The sequence below is a fragment of the Bariatricus sp. HCP28S3_D3 genome, from assembly GCF_052065755.1.
Taxonomy (GTDB): Bacteria; Bacillota; Clostridia; order Lachnospirales; family Lachnospiraceae; genus Allocoprococcus.
Genome location: NZ_JBQHTK010000014.1, coordinates 22,674 through 43,679, shown reverse-complemented (window position 1 = coordinate 43,679; position 21,006 = coordinate 22,674). Strand labels below are relative to the sequence as shown.

24 protein-coding genes are annotated in these 21,006 nt (G+C 48.0%); all 24 read right to left on the bottom strand.

Annotation, left to right across the window (positions count from 1 at the left end; translation table 11 throughout):
* Nucleotides 1–3: 3 nt before the first annotated feature.
* The 24 genes from ACTNB3_RS10165 to spoIIIAA all read right to left on the bottom strand — a co-directional run bounded on the left by ACTNB3_RS10165 (nt 4) and on the right by spoIIIAA (nt 20,950).
* Nucleotides 4–651 (bottom strand): vitamin B12 dependent-methionine synthase activation domain-containing protein, encoded by a 648-nt coding sequence (locus ACTNB3_RS10165; protein WP_427807951.1) that lies wholly within the window; start codon nt 649–651, stop codon nt 4–6.
* Nucleotides 652–659: 8 nt separating this feature from the next.
* Nucleotides 660–1,526: a methylenetetrahydrofolate reductase [NAD(P)H] gene (gene metF / locus ACTNB3_RS10160; protein WP_427807953.1), complete on the bottom strand. Its 867-nt coding sequence runs from the start codon at nt 1,524–1,526 to the stop codon at nt 660–662.
* A gap of 80 nt (nt 1,527–1,606) precedes the next feature.
* Complete coding sequence (glgA, locus tag ACTNB3_RS10155; RefSeq protein ID WP_427807955.1) at nt 1,607–3,043, bottom strand: glycogen synthase GlgA; 1,437 nt, start codon at nt 3,041–3,043, stop codon at nt 1,607–1,609.
* 74 nt (nt 3,044–3,117) lie between these two features.
* Entirely contained in the window at nt 3,118–3,906 is a 789-nt protein-coding gene (spo0A, locus tag ACTNB3_RS10150; protein WP_427807957.1) for a sporulation transcription factor Spo0A, read from the bottom strand.
* 125 nt (nt 3,907–4,031) lie between these two features.
* Nucleotides 4,032–5,099 carry a SpoIVB peptidase gene (spoIVB, locus tag ACTNB3_RS10145; protein ID WP_427820423.1) on the bottom strand — a complete coding sequence of 356 codons (1,068 nt, stop codon included), beginning with the start codon at nt 5,097–5,099 and terminating at the stop codon, nt 4,032–4,034.
* 149 nt (nt 5,100–5,248) lie between these two features.
* Nucleotides 5,249–6,922, bottom strand: a complete 1,674-nt coding sequence (gene recN / locus ACTNB3_RS10140; protein ID WP_427820424.1) for a DNA repair protein RecN — start codon at nt 6,920–6,922, stop codon at nt 5,249–5,251.
* Between the two features lie 24 nt (nt 6,923–6,946).
* Complete coding sequence (gene argR, locus ACTNB3_RS10135) at nt 6,947–7,399, bottom strand: arginine repressor (RefSeq protein WP_427808035.1); 453 nt, start codon at nt 7,397–7,399, stop codon at nt 6,947–6,949.
* A gap of 35 nt (nt 7,400–7,434) precedes the next feature.
* A complete protein-coding gene (locus ACTNB3_RS10130) occupies nt 7,435–8,268 on the bottom strand; it encodes an NAD(+)/NADH kinase (RefSeq protein WP_427807963.1) in 834 nt (277 codons plus the stop codon).
* Nucleotides 8,269–8,287: 19 nt separating this feature from the next.
* Nucleotides 8,288–9,094: a TlyA family RNA methyltransferase gene (locus ACTNB3_RS10125; RefSeq protein WP_441025370.1), complete on the bottom strand. Its 807-nt coding sequence runs from the start codon at nt 9,092–9,094 to the stop codon at nt 8,288–8,290.
* A 6-nt stretch (nt 9,095–9,100) separates the two neighbouring features.
* A complete protein-coding gene (gene dxs, locus ACTNB3_RS10120) occupies nt 9,101–10,972 on the bottom strand; it encodes a 1-deoxy-D-xylulose-5-phosphate synthase (RefSeq protein WP_441025367.1) in 1,872 nt (623 codons plus the stop codon).
* 12 nt (nt 10,973–10,984) lie between these two features.
* Nucleotides 10,985–11,875 carry a polyprenyl synthetase family protein gene (locus ACTNB3_RS10115; protein ID WP_441025365.1) on the bottom strand — a complete coding sequence of 297 codons (891 nt, stop codon included), beginning with the start codon at nt 11,873–11,875 and terminating at the stop codon, nt 10,985–10,987.
* On the bottom strand, nt 11,865–12,167 hold the full coding sequence (gene xseB, locus ACTNB3_RS10110; RefSeq protein ID WP_427807971.1) for an exodeoxyribonuclease VII small subunit: 303 nt from the start codon (nt 12,165–12,167) through the stop codon (nt 11,865–11,867). The genes ACTNB3_RS10115 and xseB overlap by 11 nt, the downstream gene beginning before the upstream one ends.
* 3 nt (nt 12,168–12,170) lie before the next feature.
* Nucleotides 12,171–13,439: an exodeoxyribonuclease VII large subunit gene (gene xseA / locus ACTNB3_RS10105; protein WP_441025363.1), complete on the bottom strand. Its 1,269-nt coding sequence runs from the start codon at nt 13,437–13,439 to the stop codon at nt 12,171–12,173.
* 31 nt (nt 13,440–13,470) lie between these two features.
* Nucleotides 13,471–13,866 carry a transcription antitermination factor NusB gene (gene nusB, locus ACTNB3_RS10100; RefSeq protein ID WP_427807975.1) on the bottom strand — a complete coding sequence of 132 codons (396 nt, stop codon included), beginning with the start codon at nt 13,864–13,866 and terminating at the stop codon, nt 13,471–13,473.
* Nucleotides 13,867–13,881: 15 nt separating this feature from the next.
* Entirely contained in the window at nt 13,882–14,265 is a 384-nt protein-coding gene (locus ACTNB3_RS10095) for an Asp23/Gls24 family envelope stress response protein (RefSeq protein ID WP_427807977.1), read from the bottom strand.
* A 105-nt stretch (nt 14,266–14,370) separates the two neighbouring features.
* Entirely contained in the window at nt 14,371–15,963 is a 1,593-nt protein-coding gene (locus ACTNB3_RS10090) for a peptide chain release factor 3 (RefSeq protein ID WP_427807979.1), read from the bottom strand.
* Nucleotides 15,964–16,119: 156 nt separating this feature from the next.
* Nucleotides 16,120–16,734, bottom strand: coding sequence for a SpoIIIAH-like family protein (locus ACTNB3_RS10085; RefSeq protein ID WP_441025360.1), 615 nt, complete (start codon nt 16,732–16,734; stop codon nt 16,120–16,122).
* A 21-nt stretch (nt 16,735–16,755) separates the two neighbouring features.
* The gene (locus tag ACTNB3_RS10080) at nt 16,756–17,325 is read right to left on the bottom strand and encodes a stage III sporulation protein AG (RefSeq protein ID WP_427820430.1); all 570 of its coding nucleotides are present in this window, start codon (nt 17,323–17,325) and stop codon (nt 16,756–16,758) included.
* Complete coding sequence (locus ACTNB3_RS10075; RefSeq protein ID WP_441017715.1) at nt 17,312–17,617, bottom strand: stage III sporulation protein AF; 306 nt, start codon at nt 17,615–17,617, stop codon at nt 17,312–17,314. Before ACTNB3_RS10075 ends, ACTNB3_RS10080 begins: the two co-directional genes overlap by 14 nt.
* A 16-nt stretch (nt 17,618–17,633) precedes the next feature.
* Nucleotides 17,634–18,827, bottom strand: coding sequence for a stage III sporulation protein AE (locus ACTNB3_RS10070; RefSeq protein ID WP_427807987.1), 1,194 nt, complete (start codon nt 18,825–18,827; stop codon nt 17,634–17,636).
* Nucleotides 18,828–18,877: 50 nt separating this feature from the next.
* The gene (locus tag ACTNB3_RS10065) at nt 18,878–19,264 is read right to left on the bottom strand and encodes a SpoIIIAC/SpoIIIAD family protein (RefSeq protein ID WP_441025357.1); all 387 of its coding nucleotides are present in this window, start codon (nt 19,262–19,264) and stop codon (nt 18,878–18,880) included.
* Between the two features lie 37 nt (nt 19,265–19,301).
* Nucleotides 19,302–19,496 (bottom strand): stage III sporulation protein AC, encoded by a 195-nt coding sequence (gene spoIIIAC / locus ACTNB3_RS10060; protein ID WP_427807991.1) that lies wholly within the window; start codon nt 19,494–19,496, stop codon nt 19,302–19,304.
* Nucleotides 19,497–19,520: 24 nt separating this feature from the next.
* The gene (locus ACTNB3_RS10055; protein WP_441025354.1) at nt 19,521–20,042 is read right to left on the bottom strand and encodes a stage III sporulation protein AB; all 522 of its coding nucleotides are present in this window, start codon (nt 20,040–20,042) and stop codon (nt 19,521–19,523) included.
* Complete coding sequence (spoIIIAA, locus tag ACTNB3_RS10050; protein ID WP_441025352.1) at nt 20,027–20,950, bottom strand: stage III sporulation protein AA; 924 nt, start codon at nt 20,948–20,950, stop codon at nt 20,027–20,029. The genes ACTNB3_RS10055 and spoIIIAA overlap by 16 nt, the downstream gene beginning before the upstream one ends.
* Nucleotides 20,951–21,006 lie beyond the last annotated feature (56 nt).

The following is a 21,006-nucleotide window of genomic DNA, read 5'->3' as shown; positions in this document are numbered from 1 at the left end:
CTTCTAGTTTCTTCTGTAAATGCAGTCTGTCTTCCCACAGGATTCACAGCCTTTGATATGACATTTCTCATCGGAATCGCTGATCCCGATCAGTGCAGTCACAGATTTGACCGGTGTAAGCATATAGCTGTCCGTCATCGTAAGGCCGATCGTTTTGGCCGTATCCAGCATTTGCAGAATGTCCTTCTGATGATGAATATCAAAATCCCCGTACCCGGGACTGAATCGTGGTCTGAGCCATTTTTCCTGTTGCCTTAGCTCTTCACCGATCTTCTCCTGGAGCTGATCCAGATATTCCTCCAGATACGCTGCGGCGCAGGCCTGAAGTACCACCGTCTTGGCCATATCTGTGAGGGAGAACCGCTTCATCATCAGATCCACGCCGGTCCCCAGTGTAGCTCCAAGCAGAACCACACTGCCGCATCCCTTCAGGTTCCTTCCGAGACTCCTGCTTGTAATATTCATTTTTCCTATTTGTAATTCGTTCTCCCCTGTATGTTCACATTCAAAAATGCGGTAGATGGATTTCGCTGCCGCACATGCTTCCAGATCCCTGAAAGAGTCTGAAATCAGCCCAAGCGTTCCCTCATCTACCGCGTGTTTTCCATAACCAAGGTAACGAATCGCTTCTTTCGTCCTTAAGTCTGTCATAGTTACACCTATTTCATAATTTCTGAAAGATTTGCCATGATTGCCGCTGCAACCTCCGGCTTATTCATAGAATAAATATGGATATTCTGTATTCCGTTTGCAATCAGATCGATGATCTGGTCTGTCGCATACGCGATTCCGGCCTGCTGCATTGCCGCCGGATTATCTCCGAATTTATCCACTACCGCGAGAAATCTCTGCGGAAGCACAGTTCCGGAGAGCGAACAAATCCTTGCGATCTGCTTACCGTTGGTAACCGGCATGATTCCGGGAAGCACCGGAACCGTGATCCCTTTTTCGCGGATGCGATAAAGGAAATTATAAAGAATACTGTTATCGAAAAACATCTGTGTCGTAAGAAAATCCACACCGCAGTCCACTTTTTCTTTCAAATGGAGAATGTCTTCATCCTTGCTTGCAGATTCTACATGTCCTTCCGGATAGCAGGCTGCGCCAATACAGAAATCTCCCTGTTCTTTGATGTCCCGGATCAGTTCGGATGCATAGTGATACTGTCCCGGAATCGGGAAACTGGCGTCTTTCGGAATATCTCCCCTAAGTGCAAGAATATTTTCAATTCCCTCTTCTTTCAGCCGGTCGATCACTGCATGAACTTCTTCCCTTGTGGAAGACGCGCAAGTCAGATGTGCGAGACTCGGCACACCCAGATCTTTCTTAATGTGTGAAGCGATCTTCACTGTATTCTTGCTCGTTCCGCCGCCGGCACCATAGGTAACACTGATATAAGAGGGCTTCAGAGCAGCGATTTTCTCCACCGCTCCCATAACGGATTCAAAGCCTGCATCTGTCTTCGGCGGAAATACTTCAAATGAAATATGTACTTTATTTTCCTGTAGTCTTTCTTTGATTTTCATTCTTATCTCCTATTCTAACATACTTATCTTCCATTATATCTCAATACCGACTCTCTTACTAGGGATAATTTTACCAAATATTACATTCCTTCATAGAGATCTTCATATAATCTTGCTGAATTGCTCCATGAGAAGTCTTTCTGCATGCCTCGTTCCACGATCTTGTTCCAGTCACGTTTTCTATCATAATAAATACGTTCTGCATAACGGATCGTTCCAAGCATCTCATGCGCATTAAAGTTCATAAAACTGAATCCGGTTCCCGTCTTCTCGAACTCGTTGTACGGCTCAACCGTATCTTTCAGTCCACCGGTCTCACGAACGATCGGTACGGTTCCGTAACGAAGGCTCATAAGCTGACTCAGTCCGCAAGGTTCAAAAAGTGACGGCATCAGGAATGCATCACAGGATGCATACACTTTGTGTGACATCGGCTCGGAATAATAGATATTGGCACTGACTTTCTCCGGATATTTCCATGCGAAATAACGAAAGCTGTTCTCATAGCGTTCTTCTCCGGTACCAAGAATGACGATCTCCACCTCATCCTGACAAAGTTCATCCATTACATAGTTGACCAGGTCAAATCCCTTTTGGTCTGTCAGTCGGGATACAATACCGATCAGCATCTTATGAGGATCTTTTTCCAGGCCAAGCTCTTCCTGAAGTGCGGTCTTATTCTTCACTTTTTCCTTGCGGAATGTCTCAATAGAATAATTTTTCACAATGTTCGGGTCTGTCTCCGGATTGAACTCATTGTAGTCAATTCCATTTACAATTCCGGAGAGACAATTGGAACGGGCATTCATAAGTCCGTTCAGCTTTTCTCCGTAAAATGGTGTCTTTATTTCTTCTGCGTAGGTATTGCTTACCGTTGTCACGCGGTCTGAATACACGATACCGCCTTTGAGGAAGTTGGCATCCCGGTATGCCTCCAGTTTATCCGGTGTGAAATAGTAATCCGGAAGTCCGGTGATATCACGAACCGTTTTCTTATCCCACACGCCCTGGAACTTCAGATTATGGATGGTAAATACAGTCTTGATTCCTCTGAAATACTCATTTCCGTAACGGAAGTTGTCAAGAAATACCGGGACAAGTCCTGTCTGCCAATCGTGGCAGTGAATAATATCGGGGCGGAAATCCAGGAGCGGGAGTGCGCAAAGCGCTGCTTTGGAGAAAAATGCGAACTTCTCAATATCATAGGCAATATCTCCATACGGCTTCGGTCCGTTAAAATAATATTCGTTATCAATAAAATAGAATGTAACACCTTCGTACTGCAGTTCCAGAATTCCCACATACTGCTGCCGCCAATTCAGATCCATATAAAAATGAGTCTTATAAACAAGCTGATTCTTCCATTCTTCCTTCATACATACATACTTTGGAATCATCACACGCACGTCGTATTTCTTTTTGTCAAAATATTTCGGAAGTGAGCCGACAACATCTGCAAGGCCTCCCGTTTTAATAAATGGCACCGCTTCCGATGCTACAAACAATATCTTTTTCATCCTGCGCCCTCCTTCTTCTCTCTTGCGGCTTTCTAGCTACTAATTATACCGCAAAAACGGCGATTTGAAAAGATTTATCTGTGCTTTGACTGTAATCGGATCGTATCTGCGACAAGCGCGATAAACTCAGAATTTGTAGGCTTGCCTTTTCCATTGCTTACTGTATACCCGAACAGCCGCTCCAGCGTGTCGAGTTTTCCTCTGCTCCATGCAACTTCGATCGCATGGCGTATTGCTCTTTCTACTCTGCTCGCCGTGGTCTGATGTTTTTTCGCCACGGTCGGATACAGAATCTTGGTAATCGCATTCAGAATATCCATATCGTCTACGACCATCAATATCGAATCCCGAAGATAATGATATCCCTTGATGTGTGCCGGTATCCCGATCTCATGAAGAAGATCCGTCACTTGTTTTTCCAGGTTCTCCTGCATGTCCGGTCCTTTTGTAACCATCGTTTCTTCTTTCCGGTCCGCCGCTTTTGTTCCGTGGCCGGTACTTTTTATCCGCTGTAGCACAGTCTCATTGTTGAAAGGTTTTAAAATGTAGTATGATGCACCTTTTTCAAAGGCATCTTCCGTAATCCGCTCCTGTCCGATTGCGGTCACAACAATGAAATTGGGTTGTTTTTTGACCGCCTTATCCTGGCTCACAAGTTCCATCACACTGATCCCGTCCATTTTCGGCATGATCAGATCCAGAAGTACAACATCCGGTTCCTCTTCTTTGATAATATGATACATATCCTCCCCGTTGTTCGCCTTTCCAACAAGATTCAATTCCTGATCACTTTCGATAATTTCGCTCAATAAATCCAGCATTCGTTCATTATCGTCGGCAATCGCAACATTCAGCCTTTCCATAAAGTTATACCCTCCTTCGATTTGACAGCAGATTTACGGCTGTTACGGGAAACATTATATGCTCCTGAATTTGCCGGATACAAGAAAACAAAGTCGTAAAAATTAGACATTTTTCGCGCTTGACGCTATTCGTCAAGATTCTCCAGCATATTTTCGATGAAAATGCCGTAGCCTTTTGTCGAATCCTGTACGAAAACATGCGTGACTGCTCCCACAATTTTTCCGTCCTGCAAAATAGGACTTCCACTCATTCCCTGCACAATTCCGCCTGTTATTCTCAAAAGTTCCTCATCGGTGACCCGGATCTCGATTCCCTTATTGACCTCCCCCGGGTGTAAGTCGATTTTTGTAATCTGAATCTCATAATCTTTTACTTCACCGCTTACGGCGCATCGGATATACGCTTTCCCTGTTTTGATTTCTTCTTTCGAACCTGCCGGATAGGCCTCCTGCTTCTTGAACACCTTATCTACCCGGTCGATTTTCCCATAGATTCCCGTTTCCGTATTGCTCGTTATACTTCCGAGTACATTGTAGTGATTATATACAATGATTCCTTCCATGCCTCCCGGACTGCCATTCTGCCCTTTTTTGATGTTTTGTATACTGGTTTCATAAAGAGTACCTTCTGATATTTCCAAAAGCTCACTCGTGTCCACATCATGGATTCCGTGACCAAGCGCTCCGAACTCGCTGTTCGCATTCAGAAATGTGATGGTTCCGAGTCCCTGCACATTGTCCCTTACCCAGATGCCAAGTTTATACTTCCCCTCTTCATCCTTTGCAGGATGAATCTTTACATCAATATACTCCATTTTTCTACGTAAGTGCAGAATTACGGTTTTTTTCGACATATTCTGCATAACTTCGATGAGTTCCTGCTTATTTTCCACCTCTTCTTCATCGATTCCGACGATATAATCTCCGTCTTTCACCAGATGTTTTGCAGGGGAAGTTGAGCTCCCGTCACTGCTTTTGATCTCGTCTGTGCCGAGTACCATCACTCCGTCCGTCTCCATGTATATGCCTATTGGCATTCCTCCCGGAATCAACAGATTCTCGGATCCGGTGCCTGCGCTCACCTCTTTTTTCAGTTCCTCCCTTTTTATCTGCAGGAAGCAGTAGCTGCCGCCGACCGTCACGGCAAACACCAATAAAATAATCAGCATTCTTCGATACCATCTGACTGTCATGTCTGTTCCCCTTTCTCCTGCTTTTTCTGAAGATTCTGATGAAAAAACGTAAGTGTTCAGAGCCAACTTTGAAACCACTGCTCGGCTCTGAACAGATACAAAAAAAGCAGGAAACTTGTGTTCCTGCTTTTAGTATGCAAAAAATATCTTTATTTTAAACCGGATGCCAGATTTTTCATTTCTTCGGCATTGCGAAGCACTGCATCCGTGATCTGGGCGCCTCCCAGAATCCGCGCCAGTTCTCTTACGGATGCTTCTTCGTCCAGCCGGGAAATGCTGGTTTTCGTCACATGATTTTCCACTTTTTTTTCGATCGCATAATGGGCATCCGCCATCGCTGCGATCTGCGCCAGATGGGTAATGCAAATCACCTGATGTTTCCGCCCGATCACGCCCATCTTCTCGGAGACCTTCTGCGCCGTGCGTCCGCTGATCCCCACATCGATTTCGTCAAATATCAGTGTCTCGATCTCATCTTTATCTGCAAGAACCGACTTGATTGCCAGCATGATTCGGGATAGTTCACCGCCGGATGCGACCTCCGCCAGCGGCTTTTGGGGCTGTCCCGGATTCATGGAAATCATAAACTCCACATCATCGGTTCCTTCCGCTGTGTAATCCTGGGTTCTTGTGAACCGGATCTCAAATTGTACTTCAAGGAAATTCAGATCCAGAAGCCCTTCCCGAATCTTTTCCTGCAGTTTCTTCGCCTCTTTTTGGCGAATCCGGCTCAGTTTTTCACACAGCTCCCCTAATTTATCCTCTGCGTCTTTTAGGCGGACTTTCAGGGTATCCAGATAATGATCGTAATCCTGAAGGATCTGAAGTCGCTGTTGCTGTTTTTCACAGTATTCGAGAATCTCCGTCACGGTGTTGCCGTATTTGGACTTGAGGTGATTGATATCGTTCAGTCTGCTCTCCACTTCATAGAAAGCTTCCGGTGAAAAAGACAGCGAATCCGTGTATTCCCTGAGTTCCCGGCTGAAATCGCCCAGCAGATTCTCCACTTCCAGTATCTGGCCGTACAGCTCTTCCGTATGCTTGTCGTATCCGGTCGCATCTGCGATGGCACGGACAGCGCGTCCCAGAAGTTCGCCTGCATTTTCCTGGTTCTCTCCTGCCAGATAGGCATAGGCCTCTTCCAGACTCTCTGCGATTCGTTTGCCGGACACCATCTTTCGATATGTTTCTTCTATTTCCAAATCTTCTTCTTCGGATAGTCCCGCATTCTGGATCTCTTCGATCTCAAATTCCAGGAAGGAAATCTCCTTCAGTCTCTGAGCTTCATCCGTATCCGCCTCGTTCAGTTCCTTTTGCACGGCACGATATGTCCGGTACGCTTCCTGTACCTGTTTTTTCACTCCGTCCGCATCCTTGGCAAATGCATCGAGTATGGCCAGGTGATTCTTTTTATAAAGCAGGGATTGATGCTCATGCTGTCCGTGTATATCAATAAGCGCCGATGCCACTTCCCGGATCTTAGAGGCTGTCACCGTCTCCCCGTTGATCCGGCTCACACTTCTGGAGCCCGTCAGTTTGCGGCTGATGATGATCTGCCCGTCATCCGGATGAATCTCCAGCTCTTCAAGCTTGCGGATCGTCTCAGGAGAATTCACGGAAAAGGTAAGCTCTACAAGCCCCGCATCCGTTCCTTTTCGCAGCATATCAGCTGAATAGCGCCCGCCGAGGGCAAGACTCACACTTCCCAATACGATTGATTTTCCTGCCCCAGTCTCTCCGGTCAGAATATTCAGACCTTCCGCAAAATCCACTTCGACCTCATCGATCAGGGCGAGATTCTTCACATGTAGATTCTGTAACATGCTTCCTCCTGTTCTACTTTTCAGCTACTTCGCGAGCAGCTTCTTGATCTTTTCCATCAAAAGGATGGTATCATCCACACTTCGCACCGCGCACATCACGGTGTCGTCTCCGGCAATACATCCCACCAGTTCTGTCCATTTCATCGCGTCCAGAGCGGCCCCCACTGCCATCGCCATCCCGGAGACCGTCTTGATGACCAGAATATTCTGTGCCATATCCATGGACACGAATCCGTCACGCAGAATGCGGATATACTTTTCTCCCATGGCAGTATTTCCGCTTTCCAGTACTGCGTATTTCTGTTTTCCGTTCTCAGCCGGAACTTTCGTAAGCTTGAGGTCCCGGATATCTCTGGACACCGTTGCCTGTGTCACATGGAAACCAACCTGGTTCAGCCGCTCTGCAAGTTCTTCCTGTGTCTCGATCTGGTATTTATTTATAAGTTCTACTATTTTCGCGTGTCGGTTTACTTTCATGTTCCAGTTCCTTTCCATATTTATCAGGCAATGCCCTAATTTCCCTTCATCTTCTCACGCATAGTCTCCAGGAAACTGATCTTGCTCAATTTGACGATTTTCGCCGTCTCCCAGGCTTTTTTAATTCTCACCCGGTCTCCGGTATGCAAAGGAATCACATCTGCCCCATCAAAACTGATCGCCGCCTCTTCACACTGTCCTGCACGATGAGCTCCAATCTCAATCACGATCTCATCATCTCCCGAAAAAACAATGCTCCGTGAATTCAGTCCGTGTGAACAGATCGGGGTGACCACGATGAGCGATGCCCTGGGCTCCACAATCGGGCCGCCTGCCGAAAGGTTATATGCGGTCGATCCGGTCGGTGTAGAAATAATGATTCCGTCTGCTTTATACGAATTTAAAAATTCCCCATTGACATACAGATTAATCTGGATGATTTTCATCAGTCCGCTTCTTGTGACAACAATATCGTTCAGTGCCACATCACGCATCTGATTCGGGCCGGAACCATAGAGCATCATTCTGTTCTCGATCGCATAGTTGCCTGTCATCAGCTGTTCGATGGCGCGCTCCACATTCTGGACCTCTACTTCCGTCAGATATCCAAGCGTTCCCATATTGATGCCAAGCATAGGAATCTCTCTTCCGAACAAGGTTCTGGATGCCTGGATGAACGTTCCGTCGCCTCCAACGACCAGTGCACAGTCGATCTGATTCGGTATCGTCTCCGGTCTGATCTTCTCATAGTCATCCTTCTGGCAAAGGATACAGGTCTTCCCGTAAGACTCAATACACTCTTTGATCCGAGTCGTTATTCGATAGTCTTCGTCTTTTGCATAATTTGTAATAATATAAAATCGTTCCATTTTCAGCCTCATATCCCTGTTATGCAAGTGTGTCAAACGCCGCATCCGTCACCTGACGGATCCGTACACCTTCCTCCACTTTTGCTTCTTCCGGCGGGCATTTCTGCAAATGAACCAGATATTCGATATTACCTTCCGGTCCTTTGATCGGCGAAAACTCCAGCGCCTTTACCTTAAATCCTATGGAAACGGCATATTCTGTCACTTTCTCAATCACTTCAACATGAGTACTTTTTTCCCTGACCACTCCTTTTTTACCGACTTTCTCACGCCCCGCCTCAAACTGTGGTTTGATCAGTGCCACGATTTCCCCATCATCTTTCAGATAATTCCGGATCGGAAGGAGCACCTTGGTAAGGGAAATGAAGGAGACATCGATGGAAGAAAAATCAATCGGCTCGCCGAGATCTTCCGGAACCACATAGCGGATATTGGTCTTCTCCATGCAGACAACACGCTCATCCTGTCTTAGCTTCCAGTCAAGCTGCCCTCTTCCGACATCAATTGCAAATACTTTTCTGGCTCCATTTTGCAGCATACAGTCCGTAAAGCCTCCCGTAGAGGATCCCACATCGGTGCACACCTTGCCCTCCATGGAGACATCAAAATTCTTCATCGCTTTCTCCAGCTTCAGCCCTCCCCGGCTCACATAAGGAAGGGTATGCCCTTTTACTTCAATCTTTACATCTTCGGAAAATGTGGTTCCCGCTTTATCTTCTCTCTGTCCGTCCACAAACACATTGCCGGACATGATGATTGCCTTTGCTTTCTCTCTGGAGGCTGCCAGACCCTGCTTTACAAGTAATACATCCAACCGTTCTTTCATGTCTTTTTATCCTCTCCGTCCCATATATTCCGTCATGATTCGCTTCGCTATGGACTCATCATCCATCAGGACTTCCCGGCGCAGTACATCCACACTGCCGTGTTCAATATAATCATCCGGCAATGCGATCATAAGTACCTTCATCTTCAATCCTTTTCTGGAAACAAAATCCAACACTCTTTCTCCGTAACCGCCGCTTTTGACATTTTCTTCGATCGTAACGAGAAGTTCATGTTCACCTGCCAGTGCAAGGAGCATTTCTTCATCGATCGGTTTCACGAAGCGCGCGTTGATCAGCGTGCAGTTGTAACCGGTATCCTTCAGCTGTTCACGTACACGCACGGCCGTTTCAAACATATGTCCCACACTCAGGATGGCAATGGAATCCTCCTCGAAAATCGCTTCACTCTTGCCGTAGACGATCGGCTGACGGTATTCTTTGAATCCGTCGTACGCCGTGCCACGGGGATACCGAAGCGCGGCCGGTGCTCCCATTTTTACCGCAAAGCGCAGCATGTCTGCCAGTTCCCATTTATTCTTCGGTGACATCACCGTCATATTCGGCACCATCGAAAGATAGGACAGATCAAAATCGCCCTGATGCGTCTCGCCGTCGCTTCCTACCAGACCTGCCCTGTCAATGGCAAACACGACCGGAAGCTTCTGCAGACATACATCGTGGATGATCTGATCAAATCCCCTCTGCAGGAAAGATGAGTAAACCGCAAATACCGGATGAAGGCCGGCTGCCGCAAGTCCCGCCGCGAACGTCACGCCATGCCCTTCGGCGATCCCCACATCGAAGAACCGGTCCGGGAAATGCTTATGGAAAGCGGCAAGTCCTGTTCCGTCCTCCATCGCAGCCGTGATTGCCACCAGACGTTCATCCTTTTTCCCAAGATCCAGCATGACTTTGGAAAACACATCCGTGTAAGAATCTTTCGCACTCTTTGTCAACGGTTCTCCCGTTACGATGTCAAATGGCCCGGTTCCGTGGAATTTCGACGGATCCTGCTCTGCCGGGAGGTATCCTTTTCCTTTGCGGGTCAGCACATGAAGAAGCACCGGCCCTTTCACTCTCTTTGCTTCTTTGAACGTCCGGCAGAGTGCTTTCAGGTTATGCCCGTCCACCGGTCCTAAATATTTGATCCCCATATCTTCAAAAAACATACCCGGCACAAAGAGCTGTTTGATGCTGCTCTTCGTCTTGCGCATATGTTTTACAAGCTTCTCGCCGCCGACCGGAATGCTTCCCACCACCGTCTCAACCGCATTTTTCAAGTCAGTATAGGCCTTGGCGGTGCGCAGTCCGTCCAGATACTGGGACATTCCGCCCACATTCTGGGAAATAGACATTTTGTTATCATTTAACACAATAATAAAATTAGTTTTGAGTGTGGCCGCGTTGTTGAGTGCCTCGTAAGCCATTCCTCCCGTCAGGGATCCATCACCGATGACGGAAATCACATGATAATCCTCCCCGAGGATATCCCGCGCACACACATATCCAAGCCCCGCGGAAATGGAAGTGGAGCTGTGTCCCGTGTCAAATGCATCACAGTCACTTTCCTTTCTTTTCGGGAATCCGCTCATGCCGCCATATTTTCTCAAATCATCAAACCCGTCTTTTCTTCCGGTCAGAATCTTATGGGTATAGGATTGGTGGCCCACATCCCAGATAATCTTATCCTCCGGAAGATCGAAATTCAAATGCATGGCCATGGTGAGTTCCACCACACCAAGATTGGAGGCAAGATGCCCTCCGGTTCGGCTGATTTTATCTATGAGAAATTTCCGGATCTCAAGAGCCAGTTCATCCAGCTCCTCGTCCTTCAATTTTTTGATATCATTTGCTTTCTGAATCTGTTCCAGATACATGCCAACACCTCATTATTTTCTCCTATGTACCAGTTCCTGAATCAGCCATGTCAGATAAGGATTCTCAAGATTCAGACTCTGAAGCAGCTCCACTGCTTCTTCCGAGATTCTTTCTACGTCCTTTGCCGCCTCATCCAGACCTTTTATGGTCACATATGTCGATTTTTCATTCTTTTCATCGCTGTGGATCGGTTTCCCGAGTTCTTCCTGCGTGCTCGTCACGTCCAGGATGTCATCCTGGATCTGGAATGCAATTCCCACATCCGATGCGATCTTCTCCACCGTTCTTACCTGTTCCTGCGTAGCACCGGCAAGCACTGCACCGATCATCATAGCACTTTCAATGAGTGCTCCGGTCTTCAGCTCATAGATGAAGTTCAGCATCGCTTCGTCCAGTCCCTTACCGCAGGATGCCACATCCACAACCTGTCCGCCGATCATTCCGTAAATTCCTGCCTTTTCTGCCAGGATCTTAAATGCCTTCCCAATCTGAAGGCTCTTTTCGGGAGCAATGTCAAATGCTTTCACTGCCGTCTCAAACGCATAATTGAGCAGTGCGTCTCCCGCAAGAATTCCCATCGCTTCCCCGTAAACCACATGGGTCGTCTTCCTGCCCCGGCGGTATTCGTCGTTATCCATCGCCGGCAGGTCGTCGTGAACCAGTGAATAGGTGTGGATCATCTCCAGTGCCGCCATAAATGGCTCCACGACTTTTCCTTCTCCGCCAAAAAGGCGGAAGGTCTCCTGCATCAGCATGGGGCGGAGACGCTTTCCTCCCGCCGTCACACTATACGCCATTGCTTCCATGATCTGCTTCTGATATCCTTCGGCAGCCGGCAGATACTCATCCAGGATTGCCTCGATCTCATTTACTTTCTGCTTCATTTCTCCACTAAAATTCATGTGTTTCTCCATTCTCCTCTAATATCAGCACCTGTTTTTCTACTTTATCGATTTTATCACTGCACCGTTTCAACATCTCCATTCCGCTCTGGTACAGCCGGAACGATTCCTCCAGCGATGTCTCGCCGCTTTCCAGTTTGTTCGTCACATCGTCCAGCTTCTCAAAGAGTTGCTCCAGTGTCTCTTCCGCTTCCTGTTCAGCTTCCTTCTCTTCCTTGATCGGTCCTGCCTCTTGTTTCCATTCTTCTTGAAATTTTTCTTTCGGCACTGCCTTTTTCTTCGTCTCTGCCACCCTTTAATCCTCCTTCCGGACGTCCCTGACCTGTGCGTGGATCACGCCATCGGTCACATATATGTTGAGGAGCTCCTTTTCTCTGACATCCGCAACGCGTCTGACCGTGCGTCCGTCCTCCCGCTGCACATAGGAGAATCCCTGATTCAGCCTGTCAAGCGGTGATGCCCCCTTCATCCGCTCGATCCTGAGAGCCAGCCTATGCTTTGCATCTGTCAGCTGCCTTCCCATGTCGGCGTGAAGGAGCTCTTCGTATTCGTCTACTTTATCCCGGAAATCCCTGATTCTGGCGTTAAATGCCTCCGGAATCAGTTCTTCGTAATCCGCAAGCTGCTGTCTCAGATCCAGAAGTCTTCCCCTGGGACTTAGATACCCCATCTTTGCCTGATATGTTTCCAGCACCAGGCGCGTCATATTCAGCTTCTGCACGAGGCTCCGGTGCATCTTGCGTGCATAATTCTCCATCTTCTCATCCACTTTGCGAATCTCACAGACCGCAAGTTCCGCCGCAGCCGAGGGTGTCGGCGCGCGCAGATCCGCTACATAATCAATGATTGTCATGTCCGTCTCATGTCCCACGGCCGAAATGACCGGAACTGTGCTTTCAAATACGGCTCTTGCCACGATTTCTTCATTAAATGCCCAGAGATCCTCGATGGAGCCTCCGCCTCGTCCGACGATCATGACATCCACCTTCTTCTCCTCCAGCATCCGGATTCCTTTCACGATACTCTCAGCGGCACCTTCTCCCTGTACCAGCGCCGGGTAGAGGATAATCTGCACATAAGGATTCCGCCTTTTCGTAATATTCATGATATCACGCACAGCCGCTCCCGTCGGAGCCGTCACCACGCCCAGTGTCCGCACGTAGGGCGGGATCGGCCTTTTGTATTCCGGCGCAAACATCCCCATTTCTTCCAGTTCCTGCTTCAATGCCAGAAAACGTTCATAGAGAAGTCCTGCCCCGTCCAGACGGATTTCCTTCGCGTAGAGCTGGTATTTCCCGTCTCTCTCATAAACGCTGATGCTTCCAAGGACAATGATCTGCTGCCCTTCCCTCATACGAAAAGAAAGTCCGCTGCGTTGCCCGGCAAACATGACACAGGCAATCGTCCCGGACTCATCTTTTAAAGAAAAATATATATGTCCCGAAGTGTGATATTTTACATTCGACACTTCACCCTTCACATAAATTCGATTCAGCATAAAGTCCTGCGCAAACATATTTCTGATATACGCATTGACCTGCTTTACTGTATATACATTCTGCATGATCTCTCCTGCACCGAAGACCGGGTAAGACTTAAGCAAGCTTTCCCAGTACTCCGTTAATAAATGCCGGCCCTTCATCACCTGAGAATCTCTTGGCAAGCTCTACGGCCTCGTTGATCGCTACTTTCACCGGCACATCGTCATCGAATTTCATCTCGTAGACAGCAAGCCGCAGAATAGAAAGATCCACCTTATTCATTCTTGTTGTCTTCCATCCGGTCGCATTCTCATTGATCATCGCATCGATCTCACATACTTTTTCGGCAATCGCTTTTGCCTTTGCCAGCATATAGCTGCGATCCTTCTCGCTCACCTCATCCAGCTGGTCAAGATACAGCTCCAACTGCTTCTCGATCTGTTCCTCCTCCGTGAATTCCAGTCCGAAAATCATTTTGAAAATATGTTCTCTCAGTTCACTTCTTCCCATCGTCTCTCTCCAAATTTATTCTTCATCCGGCATATCCACGCCTGCTACACGGATGTTCACGTCCGCTACGGTAAGGCCGGTCATATTTTCAATTGCTGCCTTTACTTTCTCCTGCACCTTCATGGTCGTCTCTTTAATACTTCTTCCGTACTTCAGATTCAACGCAAGAGAAACGGTCACGATTCCTTCAAGCACATCTACTTTCACACCCTTGGAAAGGCTCTTCATACCAAGCTTCTCGATCAGTTCTCTTGTAGCGTTGCCTGCCATGGAAGAAACGCCTTCTACTTCCATTGCCGCAAGCCCAGCAATGATCGCAACCACTTCATCTGCGATCTGAACAACGCCTAGATTCTCATCGGTTTCAATTGTATATGTGTTTCTTTCTTCTTTATTCATGATAAGCCTCCTTCAAAATTCATCTGTATACTCAGTTCATCCGCCCCTTATCGGGGCACATTCTACTCATACTATATCACATTTTCCATGCGTTGGAAAGAAGAATTATGAACGCCCGAACTCGGATAATACCAGGCCTTCATTTCGCTCCAACACCATACGGATGCTCCAGCTGTTGACAAAAAGCAGGAGCGGCCGGTCTTTCAGATCCTTGATCTTCTTCATATCAGAGGTACCCACCAGCCTGTCCATATCAATGTTATCATTTTCAATCCACCGAATATGCTCATACGGAAGGGTATCCATGCGGATCTCCACGTTGTATTCATTTTCCAGACGGTACTTCAGCACATCAAACTGCAGAACCCCGACCACCCCTACGATGATCTCTTCCATACCGGTATTGAATTCCTGGAAGATCTGAATCGCGCCTTCCTGAGCGATCTGATTGATTCCCTTGATAAACTGCTTTCTCTTCATGGTATCCACCTGGCGCACTCTTGCGAAATGCTCCGGTGCGAAAGTCGGAATTCCTTCGTATGCGAATTTCTCCGGAGAATTGGTGAGAGTGTCTCCGATGGAGAAGATTCCCGGATCAAACACACCGATGATGTCTCCTCCGTATGCCTTGTCGATCATCTTTCTCTCGCTCGCCATGAGTTGCTGCGGCTGGGAGAGACGGACCTTTTTGCCGCCCTGAATGTGATACACATCCATTCCCGCATCAAATTCACCGGAACAGATCCGCATAAACGCGATCCGGTCCCGGTGTGCCTTATTCATATTTGCCTGAATCTTAAATACAAATGCAGAGAATTCTTTCTCTTTCATCGGATCAATAAGCCCTTTATCGGACATTCTCGGGAGCGGAGAAGTCGTCATCCTAAGGAAATGCTGAAGGAATGTCTCCACACCAAAGTTCGTGAGCGCAGATCCGAAAAACACCGGCGACAGCTCTCCTTTACTTACCAGTTCCTGATCGAACTCGGCACTTGCACCGTCCAGAAGTTCGATCTCCTCCTCCAACTTCTCGTACTGTTCCTGCGTCACGATCTGCTTCGCTTCCTCACTGTCGATCGGCGCCTTTCTTACTTCTCCTACCGTCGTTCCTTTCTTCGTATCTGAAAAGATTTCCAGTTCTCTGGTATCCCGGTCAAACACCCCGCGGAATTCCTTTCCCGATCCAATCGGCCAATTGATCGGACAAGTGGCGATCCCCAGTTCTTTTTCAATGTCATCCAGAAGTTCAAAGGTGTCCATCGCCTCACGGTCCATCTTATTGATAAACGTAAAAATCGGAATGTGGCGCATTACACATACTTTAAACAGCTTCCTTGTCTGCGCCTCAACACCCTTGGAACCATCGATCACCATGACCGCCGAATCCGCTGCCATCAAGGTACGGTACGTATCCTCCGAGAAATCCTGATGTCCCGGAGTATCCAGAATATTGATGCAGTATCCACCGTACTCAAACTGCAGTACGGACGAAGTTACCGAAATACCTCTTTCCTTCTCAATCTCCATCCAGTCTGAAACAGCATGCTTCGCTGTCGCCTTTCCCTTGACCGAACCGGCCTGGTTAATGGCTCCTCCGTAAAGCAGGAACTTCTCGGTCAATGTCGTCTTTCCGGCATCCGGATGGGAAATAATTGCAAATGTTCTTCTTTTCTTTATTTCATTCGTAAAATCTGCCATGGTATACTCCTGTTATTCTATAATGTAGTATTCGTTCTTTCTATCTATTTATTCAACTTTTCTCACTTAATGAGGTCATTTAATTAGTCTACCACATCTTATTCCAAAATAAAAGAGAGAAGTTGTTGGGGATGGCTCTGATTCCACAAATTAAGCTCATTCATTCTCCCCGCTATGGATCGGAGTGATCACAATATTTGCCGCGTTGATCCCTGCCTTGCGTGTCACGATGTCTTCGATCTGCGCGCGTTTGGCTTCCGTGAGGTCACTGCTGTTCACCACAACATCTGCCGAATCCTCGGAAAGGCTGACGACTGCCTCGCTGAACCCTTTGCTGGCCAGTAGGGTTTCGATCGTCACTTCTTTTTCTGCCAACTCAGTCATCTGCACCATCTGCGCGATGGCATCTGCTTTCTGCTCATCGCTCACATTTGCATCATCGATGATTGCCTGAAGGGTTTCTTTATTTTTCGCCCTTACCTGCTCCCGGCTGATCTTTGCCTGTGCCACTACGCCGCGTGCAGTTCCGCTGGTAAGAACCGCTTCTCCCGGTGTACCTTCCGTTTCCGCATCGGACACTTCTCCGTCCGTCTGAGATGTATCTTCGTCAGAAATATCCAGAAGTTCCGTGCTTGCAAGTGTACTGTCCGCTTCCTCGGCCGTACTGTTTTTTCCAAATATTTTTCCGGAGTAATTAAGATAACCGGCCACCGCGATCATAACTGCAAGTGCCGCAATGACTATCTGATTCTTTTTGAATATTCGTTTCACTTTCCTTCCTCCTGTTAATATTTATTGATTGCGCTTCATTACTTTAATTCTATGCGTGTCTACCGGGAATAATGCCTGGACAGCCTCGGTTATATTTTCGATCACCACGGCATCATCTCCCCCATCCGCAATCACCAGAACCCCTTCAATAGCGGGGCTCAGTTCTTTCGTAATGTAAGGCGTCTCATTGCTCCCGTTTCCGGTATAAACGGAGGTTTCCGAGGAACTGCTCCTTTTCGACGAACCGGATTCATTTTCTCCGCTCGTCTCGCTGGAACTCTCTCTGTCTTTTTCCACGATCTTCTCCGAAGAAGCAGAAAGCGTGATCATCACGGACACTTTTCCTACTCCCTGCACCTGCACCAGTGCATCCTCCAGCCTCCGTTCCAGGCGTCGGACGTACGCCTCATCGTCGGTGCTTCCGGAACTCGCTGTTTCGTCCTGTACCTCTTCCTGCTCTTCTTCCCCTTCTTTTGGGACCGGGATCGCGATCACGACCAGCAGGATCCCGACAAGCAGAAGGATCAGCCACTGCTCCTTTTTCCCGAAGAACTTTTTTATATATTGTAGATACTCTTTATTCTTCTCCATCCTGCTCCTCCCCGGAAAATGAATAGACAAAATCTTCCAGACCCTCGGCCTGCTCTCGAATCTCCTCCAGTTCCTTCCAGTTGTCATCACTTACAGACGCCCGCATCCTGCCTTCAAATCCGGCATCTATGACTCTCATGACCGGTGTCAAAAGAAGGATGACCAAAATCAGCCCACAGAAGAAACGAATATATTTTTCATAGCTTCTGTTCGGGATCAGCTGCAGGACAGCCGTTACCAGCACCATGTAAAATGCCAGATTTCGAAGCCATTCATAAAAATAGTTGAACATCCTGTGTCTCCTTTCTTCAACTGGTAGATGCCGCCGTCACTGCAATGGTCACCAGAAAGAGGATTGAAGTTGTGAAAATGATGCTAAGGAGCATCCGGCAGGCATTTCCCATGCTGGACAGTACTTCCACGATCCTTTTATCGGAAATCGGCTGAACCACAGCTGCCATCGCTTTATAAAGAATCGTCAGCACGCCCATATTCAGAATCGGGAGCAGACAGATTCCAACCGCCAGCACCGCTCCCGCCATACCGACCGCATTTTTGATCAGCACCGCTGTTCCAAGTACTACTTCCGTCACCCCGCCGATGGCATCCCCGATTCCGGGAAGCATTTCGGCACCTTTTGTCCAGACACTCCGTTTCACCTGATCAATTGCAGGACTTAAGATTCCCTGGATCACACTCACTCCGGTCACACAGGCAAGCATCGTCTTCATCACCCAGGAGATCAGCGTCTCCAGAAGTTCCCCTGTTTTGGAAAGATATTCTTCACCGGACAGATAGTTCAGGATCTGCACCATCAGATAAACATGCACGAGCGGGAGAACAAACCGCACGATCACCAATTCCACCAGATAGATCAGAATCAGGATGAGCTGATAGAATCCCATTCCGGAAACACTACCGGTCGCCGCCGTCATACACAGGAAATAGGCAGGAGCCAGAACCTTCATAAAGGTCAGAAGAGTTTCCAGCCCCTGTTCGACCGTTTCCGTGGTAGAAGAAAATCCGGTCAGGCAGACAGCAATCAGAAGAATATAGACGATATAAAATGCGCAGTCCGCGATCTGGCTGCTTTGAAACACGCCGGAGAAATTGGTGAAGACGGCTGCAACGATCAGGAGCAGAAGCATCTGCAGCATGGCGGGTCTGTTTTCCCTCACAAGACCGAACAGAGTATCCGCGACGAAATCCACAATCAATTCCGGGGAAATGGTTTGCTCCCCGTCCATCATTGCCTGCACCACATCTCGGAACCGGACTTTTTCCCGCGAATATGCCTCTTTTAAGACACGGTCGATCTGGTCGGTATCCAGTTCGTCGAACAGACTCTCTGCTGCATCCTCACTTAATTTCGCAGCGTCTTCCTGCGTCACCCTTTCCTGTGCCTCCTCTCCCTCGGCGTGTACCGTGCCCGTGACTGCAATCAGCAGAGCCACGAAGAGAACATACATTCCATGCCGCATGCGCCGTAGTATTCCTGTCATCTTTCACTCCTTCCCCATATTCCCAATCCCATACTCTTTTTCCCGGGCCTTCAGCCGAGGAATCCCTGAATCGTGACCAGAAGTGCTTCCAGTACAGGCATACTGAGAGCCAGGATCGTCAGCTTTGCAAAGATTTCGATCTGCGATGCGATCGTCTGGTATCCTGCATCCCGGCAGATCGCGGAAGCAAATTCCGACACATAAGTCACCCCCAGCATTTTGAGAATTGCTTTCATATAGCCATTGTCCACTTTAACAAAACTACCGATGGTATCAAATGCCTCTTCGATCACCTCCAGCCTTCCGCTCATTCCAAAGAGTAAAAACAGACTGACGGCGATCCCTGTGTATATACCGTATTCCGCTTTTCCGCTTTTGAACTGCAGGGCAAGGAGCGTCCCCACTACCCCGATTCCTGCAATCTGCAGCATGTTCATCCGAATGCCTCCCTTCTAAAAACAGTCCGGCTGTTTTCTACAGTGCAAATAATCTCCTGATATCTTCAAAAAGCTCATACACATAAGGGATGATCCAGAACAGTACCAGTATAAGGCCCGCAAAACTGGTCAGAAATGCCTGTTCCTCCCGCCCGCTGTGTTTCAACACCTGACTGAGCACCGACACCAGGATCCCGACAGCTGCGATTTTAAAAATCAGATTAACACTCATGAATTCCTCCTCCGATTTCTTTTGTCACATAAGCAGGATCACAAGGAAAAGTCCTGCCGACACCCCCAGCAGATTACTGAGACGCTGTTTCTCATATAAAATCTTCTCTTTACGGCCTCTCCGCTCCTCCAGTCGTGTGACGTACCAAATAAGTGTCTGCTCCTGCATACGGATATCCAGATGATTCATCTGATATCCAACCTGCGAAAGCTCGTTCATTTCCTCCGAATCTAAAGAAAGTGTTCCCAGAATTTTCCGCGTTCTGTTCTCCCATAACGCTCCAAGCTGCACTGCCCCCTTTTCCTGCATTTCCCTGGCCATTTCACGGAGCCAGAGGCTGTACGGACTGCGGCAGTATCTCGCTGTACGGAGAAAGATTTCCGGGAGCGGTGCTTTTGTATAGGAAATCTCTCCGCCGATCTCCCGGATCAGCTGTTCCAGACAGTGCATTTCCTGGATCTGCCTTCTATACTCTATACCTTGAAAATACCCCAACCCCGAAGAAGCCGTCAGAATGCAGAGACATCCGATCAGTTTCCACAGCATATCCGGTTCCCTCTGTCATCATAAATTCCTTCGATTTCTCCCGTCTTTCCACTTTCTTTCATCACCACATACCGTTTAAAATCATGACCTTCCCAGAAACGTTTCAAGAACGGCTTCTCACGGATTTCCTCCAACGATGTTCCGTGAACCGTCGCAAGCATGATCGCGCCACAGTGCATGGCATAGGATACGGCCTCCACATCTTGAGCGGTTCCAATCTCATCCGCGGCCACGACCTGCGGAGACATGGATCGGATGAGCATCATCAACCCCTCCGCTTTCGGACAGTTATCCAGAATATCGGTCCGTTTTCCCACCTGATTCTGTGCCACTCCCTGATAGCATCCTCCGATCTCGGACCGTTCATCCACCACTCCTACATTTTGCCCCGCAAGATAGGCATTCCCATCCGATATCTGCCGCACCATATCCCGAAGAAGTGTGGTTTTGCCTCTCCCCGGCGGCGATATGATCAGCGTGTGACAAAGGCGCCCATTTTCCAGCACTTCCGGAAACAGCCGGTCCGCACATCCTTTCACTTCATGACAAATACGGATATTAATAGAAGAAATATATTGAAAATTGCGCACATGTCCTCCATCTGGTATAATTTTTCCGGATATTCCCACCCGATGGCCGCCATCGATCGTGAGGAACCCCTGTTTCATCTCTTCTTCATAGGCATACAAAGAATAGTTAGCTATGTATTCCATCGTTTCTCTCAGCTCTTCGCGCGTCACAATGTGCGCAAACAGCTTTTCCTCCCCATCACATCGGATCACCAATGGCTGTCCTTCCCGGAGTCGGATCTCCTGCAGCGTTGCAAAATCAATTCCTTCATTCAATATGATCCCGCGGATCCGCTCCGCAAGCACTCGGATAATCTGGTTTTTCTTCTCTCTTCTCATCTTGTCCACCTCTTTAAACCAAATATATGGGCAAAATGCCGTATTTATGCTAAAAA

Coding starts and splice junctions, on each gene's coding strand:
- xseA (WP_441025363.1), bottom strand. CDS start 13,439: ATGCAGAATGTATATACAGTAAAGCAGGTCAATGCGTATATCAGAAAT.
- ACTNB3_RS10090 (WP_427807979.1), bottom strand. CDS start 15,963: ATGGCAGATTTTACGAATGAAATAAAGAAAAGAAGAACATTTGCAATT.
- ACTNB3_RS10115 (WP_441025365.1), bottom strand. CDS start 11,875: ATGAATTTTAGTGGAGAAATGAAGCAGAAAGTAAATGAGATCGAGGCA.
- spoIIIAA (WP_441025352.1), bottom strand. CDS start 20,950: ATGAGAAGAGAGAAGAAAAACCAGATTATCCGAGTGCTTGCGGAGCGG.
- ACTNB3_RS10070 (WP_427807987.1), bottom strand. CDS start 18,827: ATGACAGGAATACTACGGCGCATGCGGCATGGAATGTATGTTCTCTTC.
- spo0A (WP_427807957.1), bottom strand. CDS start 3,906: ATGGAAAGGCTGAATGTTGCGATTGCCGACGATAATGAACGAATGCTG.
- ACTNB3_RS10055 (WP_441025354.1), bottom strand. CDS start 20,042: ATGCTGTGGAAACTGATCGGATGTCTCTGCATTCTGACGGCTTCTTCG.
- ACTNB3_RS10125 (WP_441025370.1), bottom strand. CDS start 9,094: ATGAAAGAACGGTTGGATGTATTACTTGTAAAGCAGGGTCTGGCAGCC.
- ACTNB3_RS10075 (WP_441017715.1), bottom strand. CDS start 17,617: ATGTTCAACTATTTTTATGAATGGCTTCGAAATCTGGCATTTTACATG.
- ACTNB3_RS10080 (WP_427820430.1), bottom strand. CDS start 17,325: ATGGAGAAGAATAAAGAGTATCTACAATATATAAAAAAGTTCTTCGGG.
- spoIVB (WP_427820423.1), bottom strand. CDS start 5,099: ATGACAGTCAGATGGTATCGAAGAATGCTGATTATTTTATTGGTGTTT.
- ACTNB3_RS10065 (WP_441025357.1), bottom strand. CDS start 19,264: ATGAACATGCTGCAGATTGCAGGAATCGGGGTAGTGGGGACGCTCCTT.
- recN (WP_427820424.1), bottom strand. CDS start 6,922: ATGTTACAGAATCTACATGTGAAGAATCTCGCCCTGATCGATGAGGTC.
- ACTNB3_RS10165 (WP_427807951.1), bottom strand. CDS start 651: ATGACAGACTTAAGGACGAAAGAAGCGATTCGTTACCTTGGTTATGGA.
- argR (WP_427808035.1), bottom strand. CDS start 7,399: ATGAAAGTAAACCGACACGCGAAAATAGTAGAACTTATAAATAAATAC.
- metF (WP_427807953.1), bottom strand. CDS start 1,526: ATGAAAATCAAAGAAAGACTACAGGAAAATAAAGTACATATTTCATTT.
- nusB (WP_427807975.1), bottom strand. CDS start 13,866: ATGGGAAGAAGTGAACTGAGAGAACATATTTTCAAAATGATTTTCGGA.
- dxs (WP_441025367.1), bottom strand. CDS start 10,972: ATGTATCTGGAACAGATTCAGAAAGCAAATGATATCAAAAAATTGAAG.
- ACTNB3_RS10130 (WP_427807963.1), bottom strand. CDS start 8,268: ATGGAACGATTTTATATTATTACAAATTATGCAAAAGACGAAGACTAT.
- glgA (WP_427807955.1), bottom strand. CDS start 3,043: ATGAAAAAGATATTGTTTGTAGCATCGGAAGCGGTGCCATTTATTAAA.
- ACTNB3_RS10095 (WP_427807977.1), bottom strand. CDS start 14,265: ATGAATAAAGAAGAAAGAAACACATATACAATTGAAACCGATGAGAAT.
- spoIIIAC (WP_427807991.1), bottom strand. CDS start 19,496: ATGAGTGTTAATCTGATTTTTAAAATCGCAGCTGTCGGGATCCTGGTG.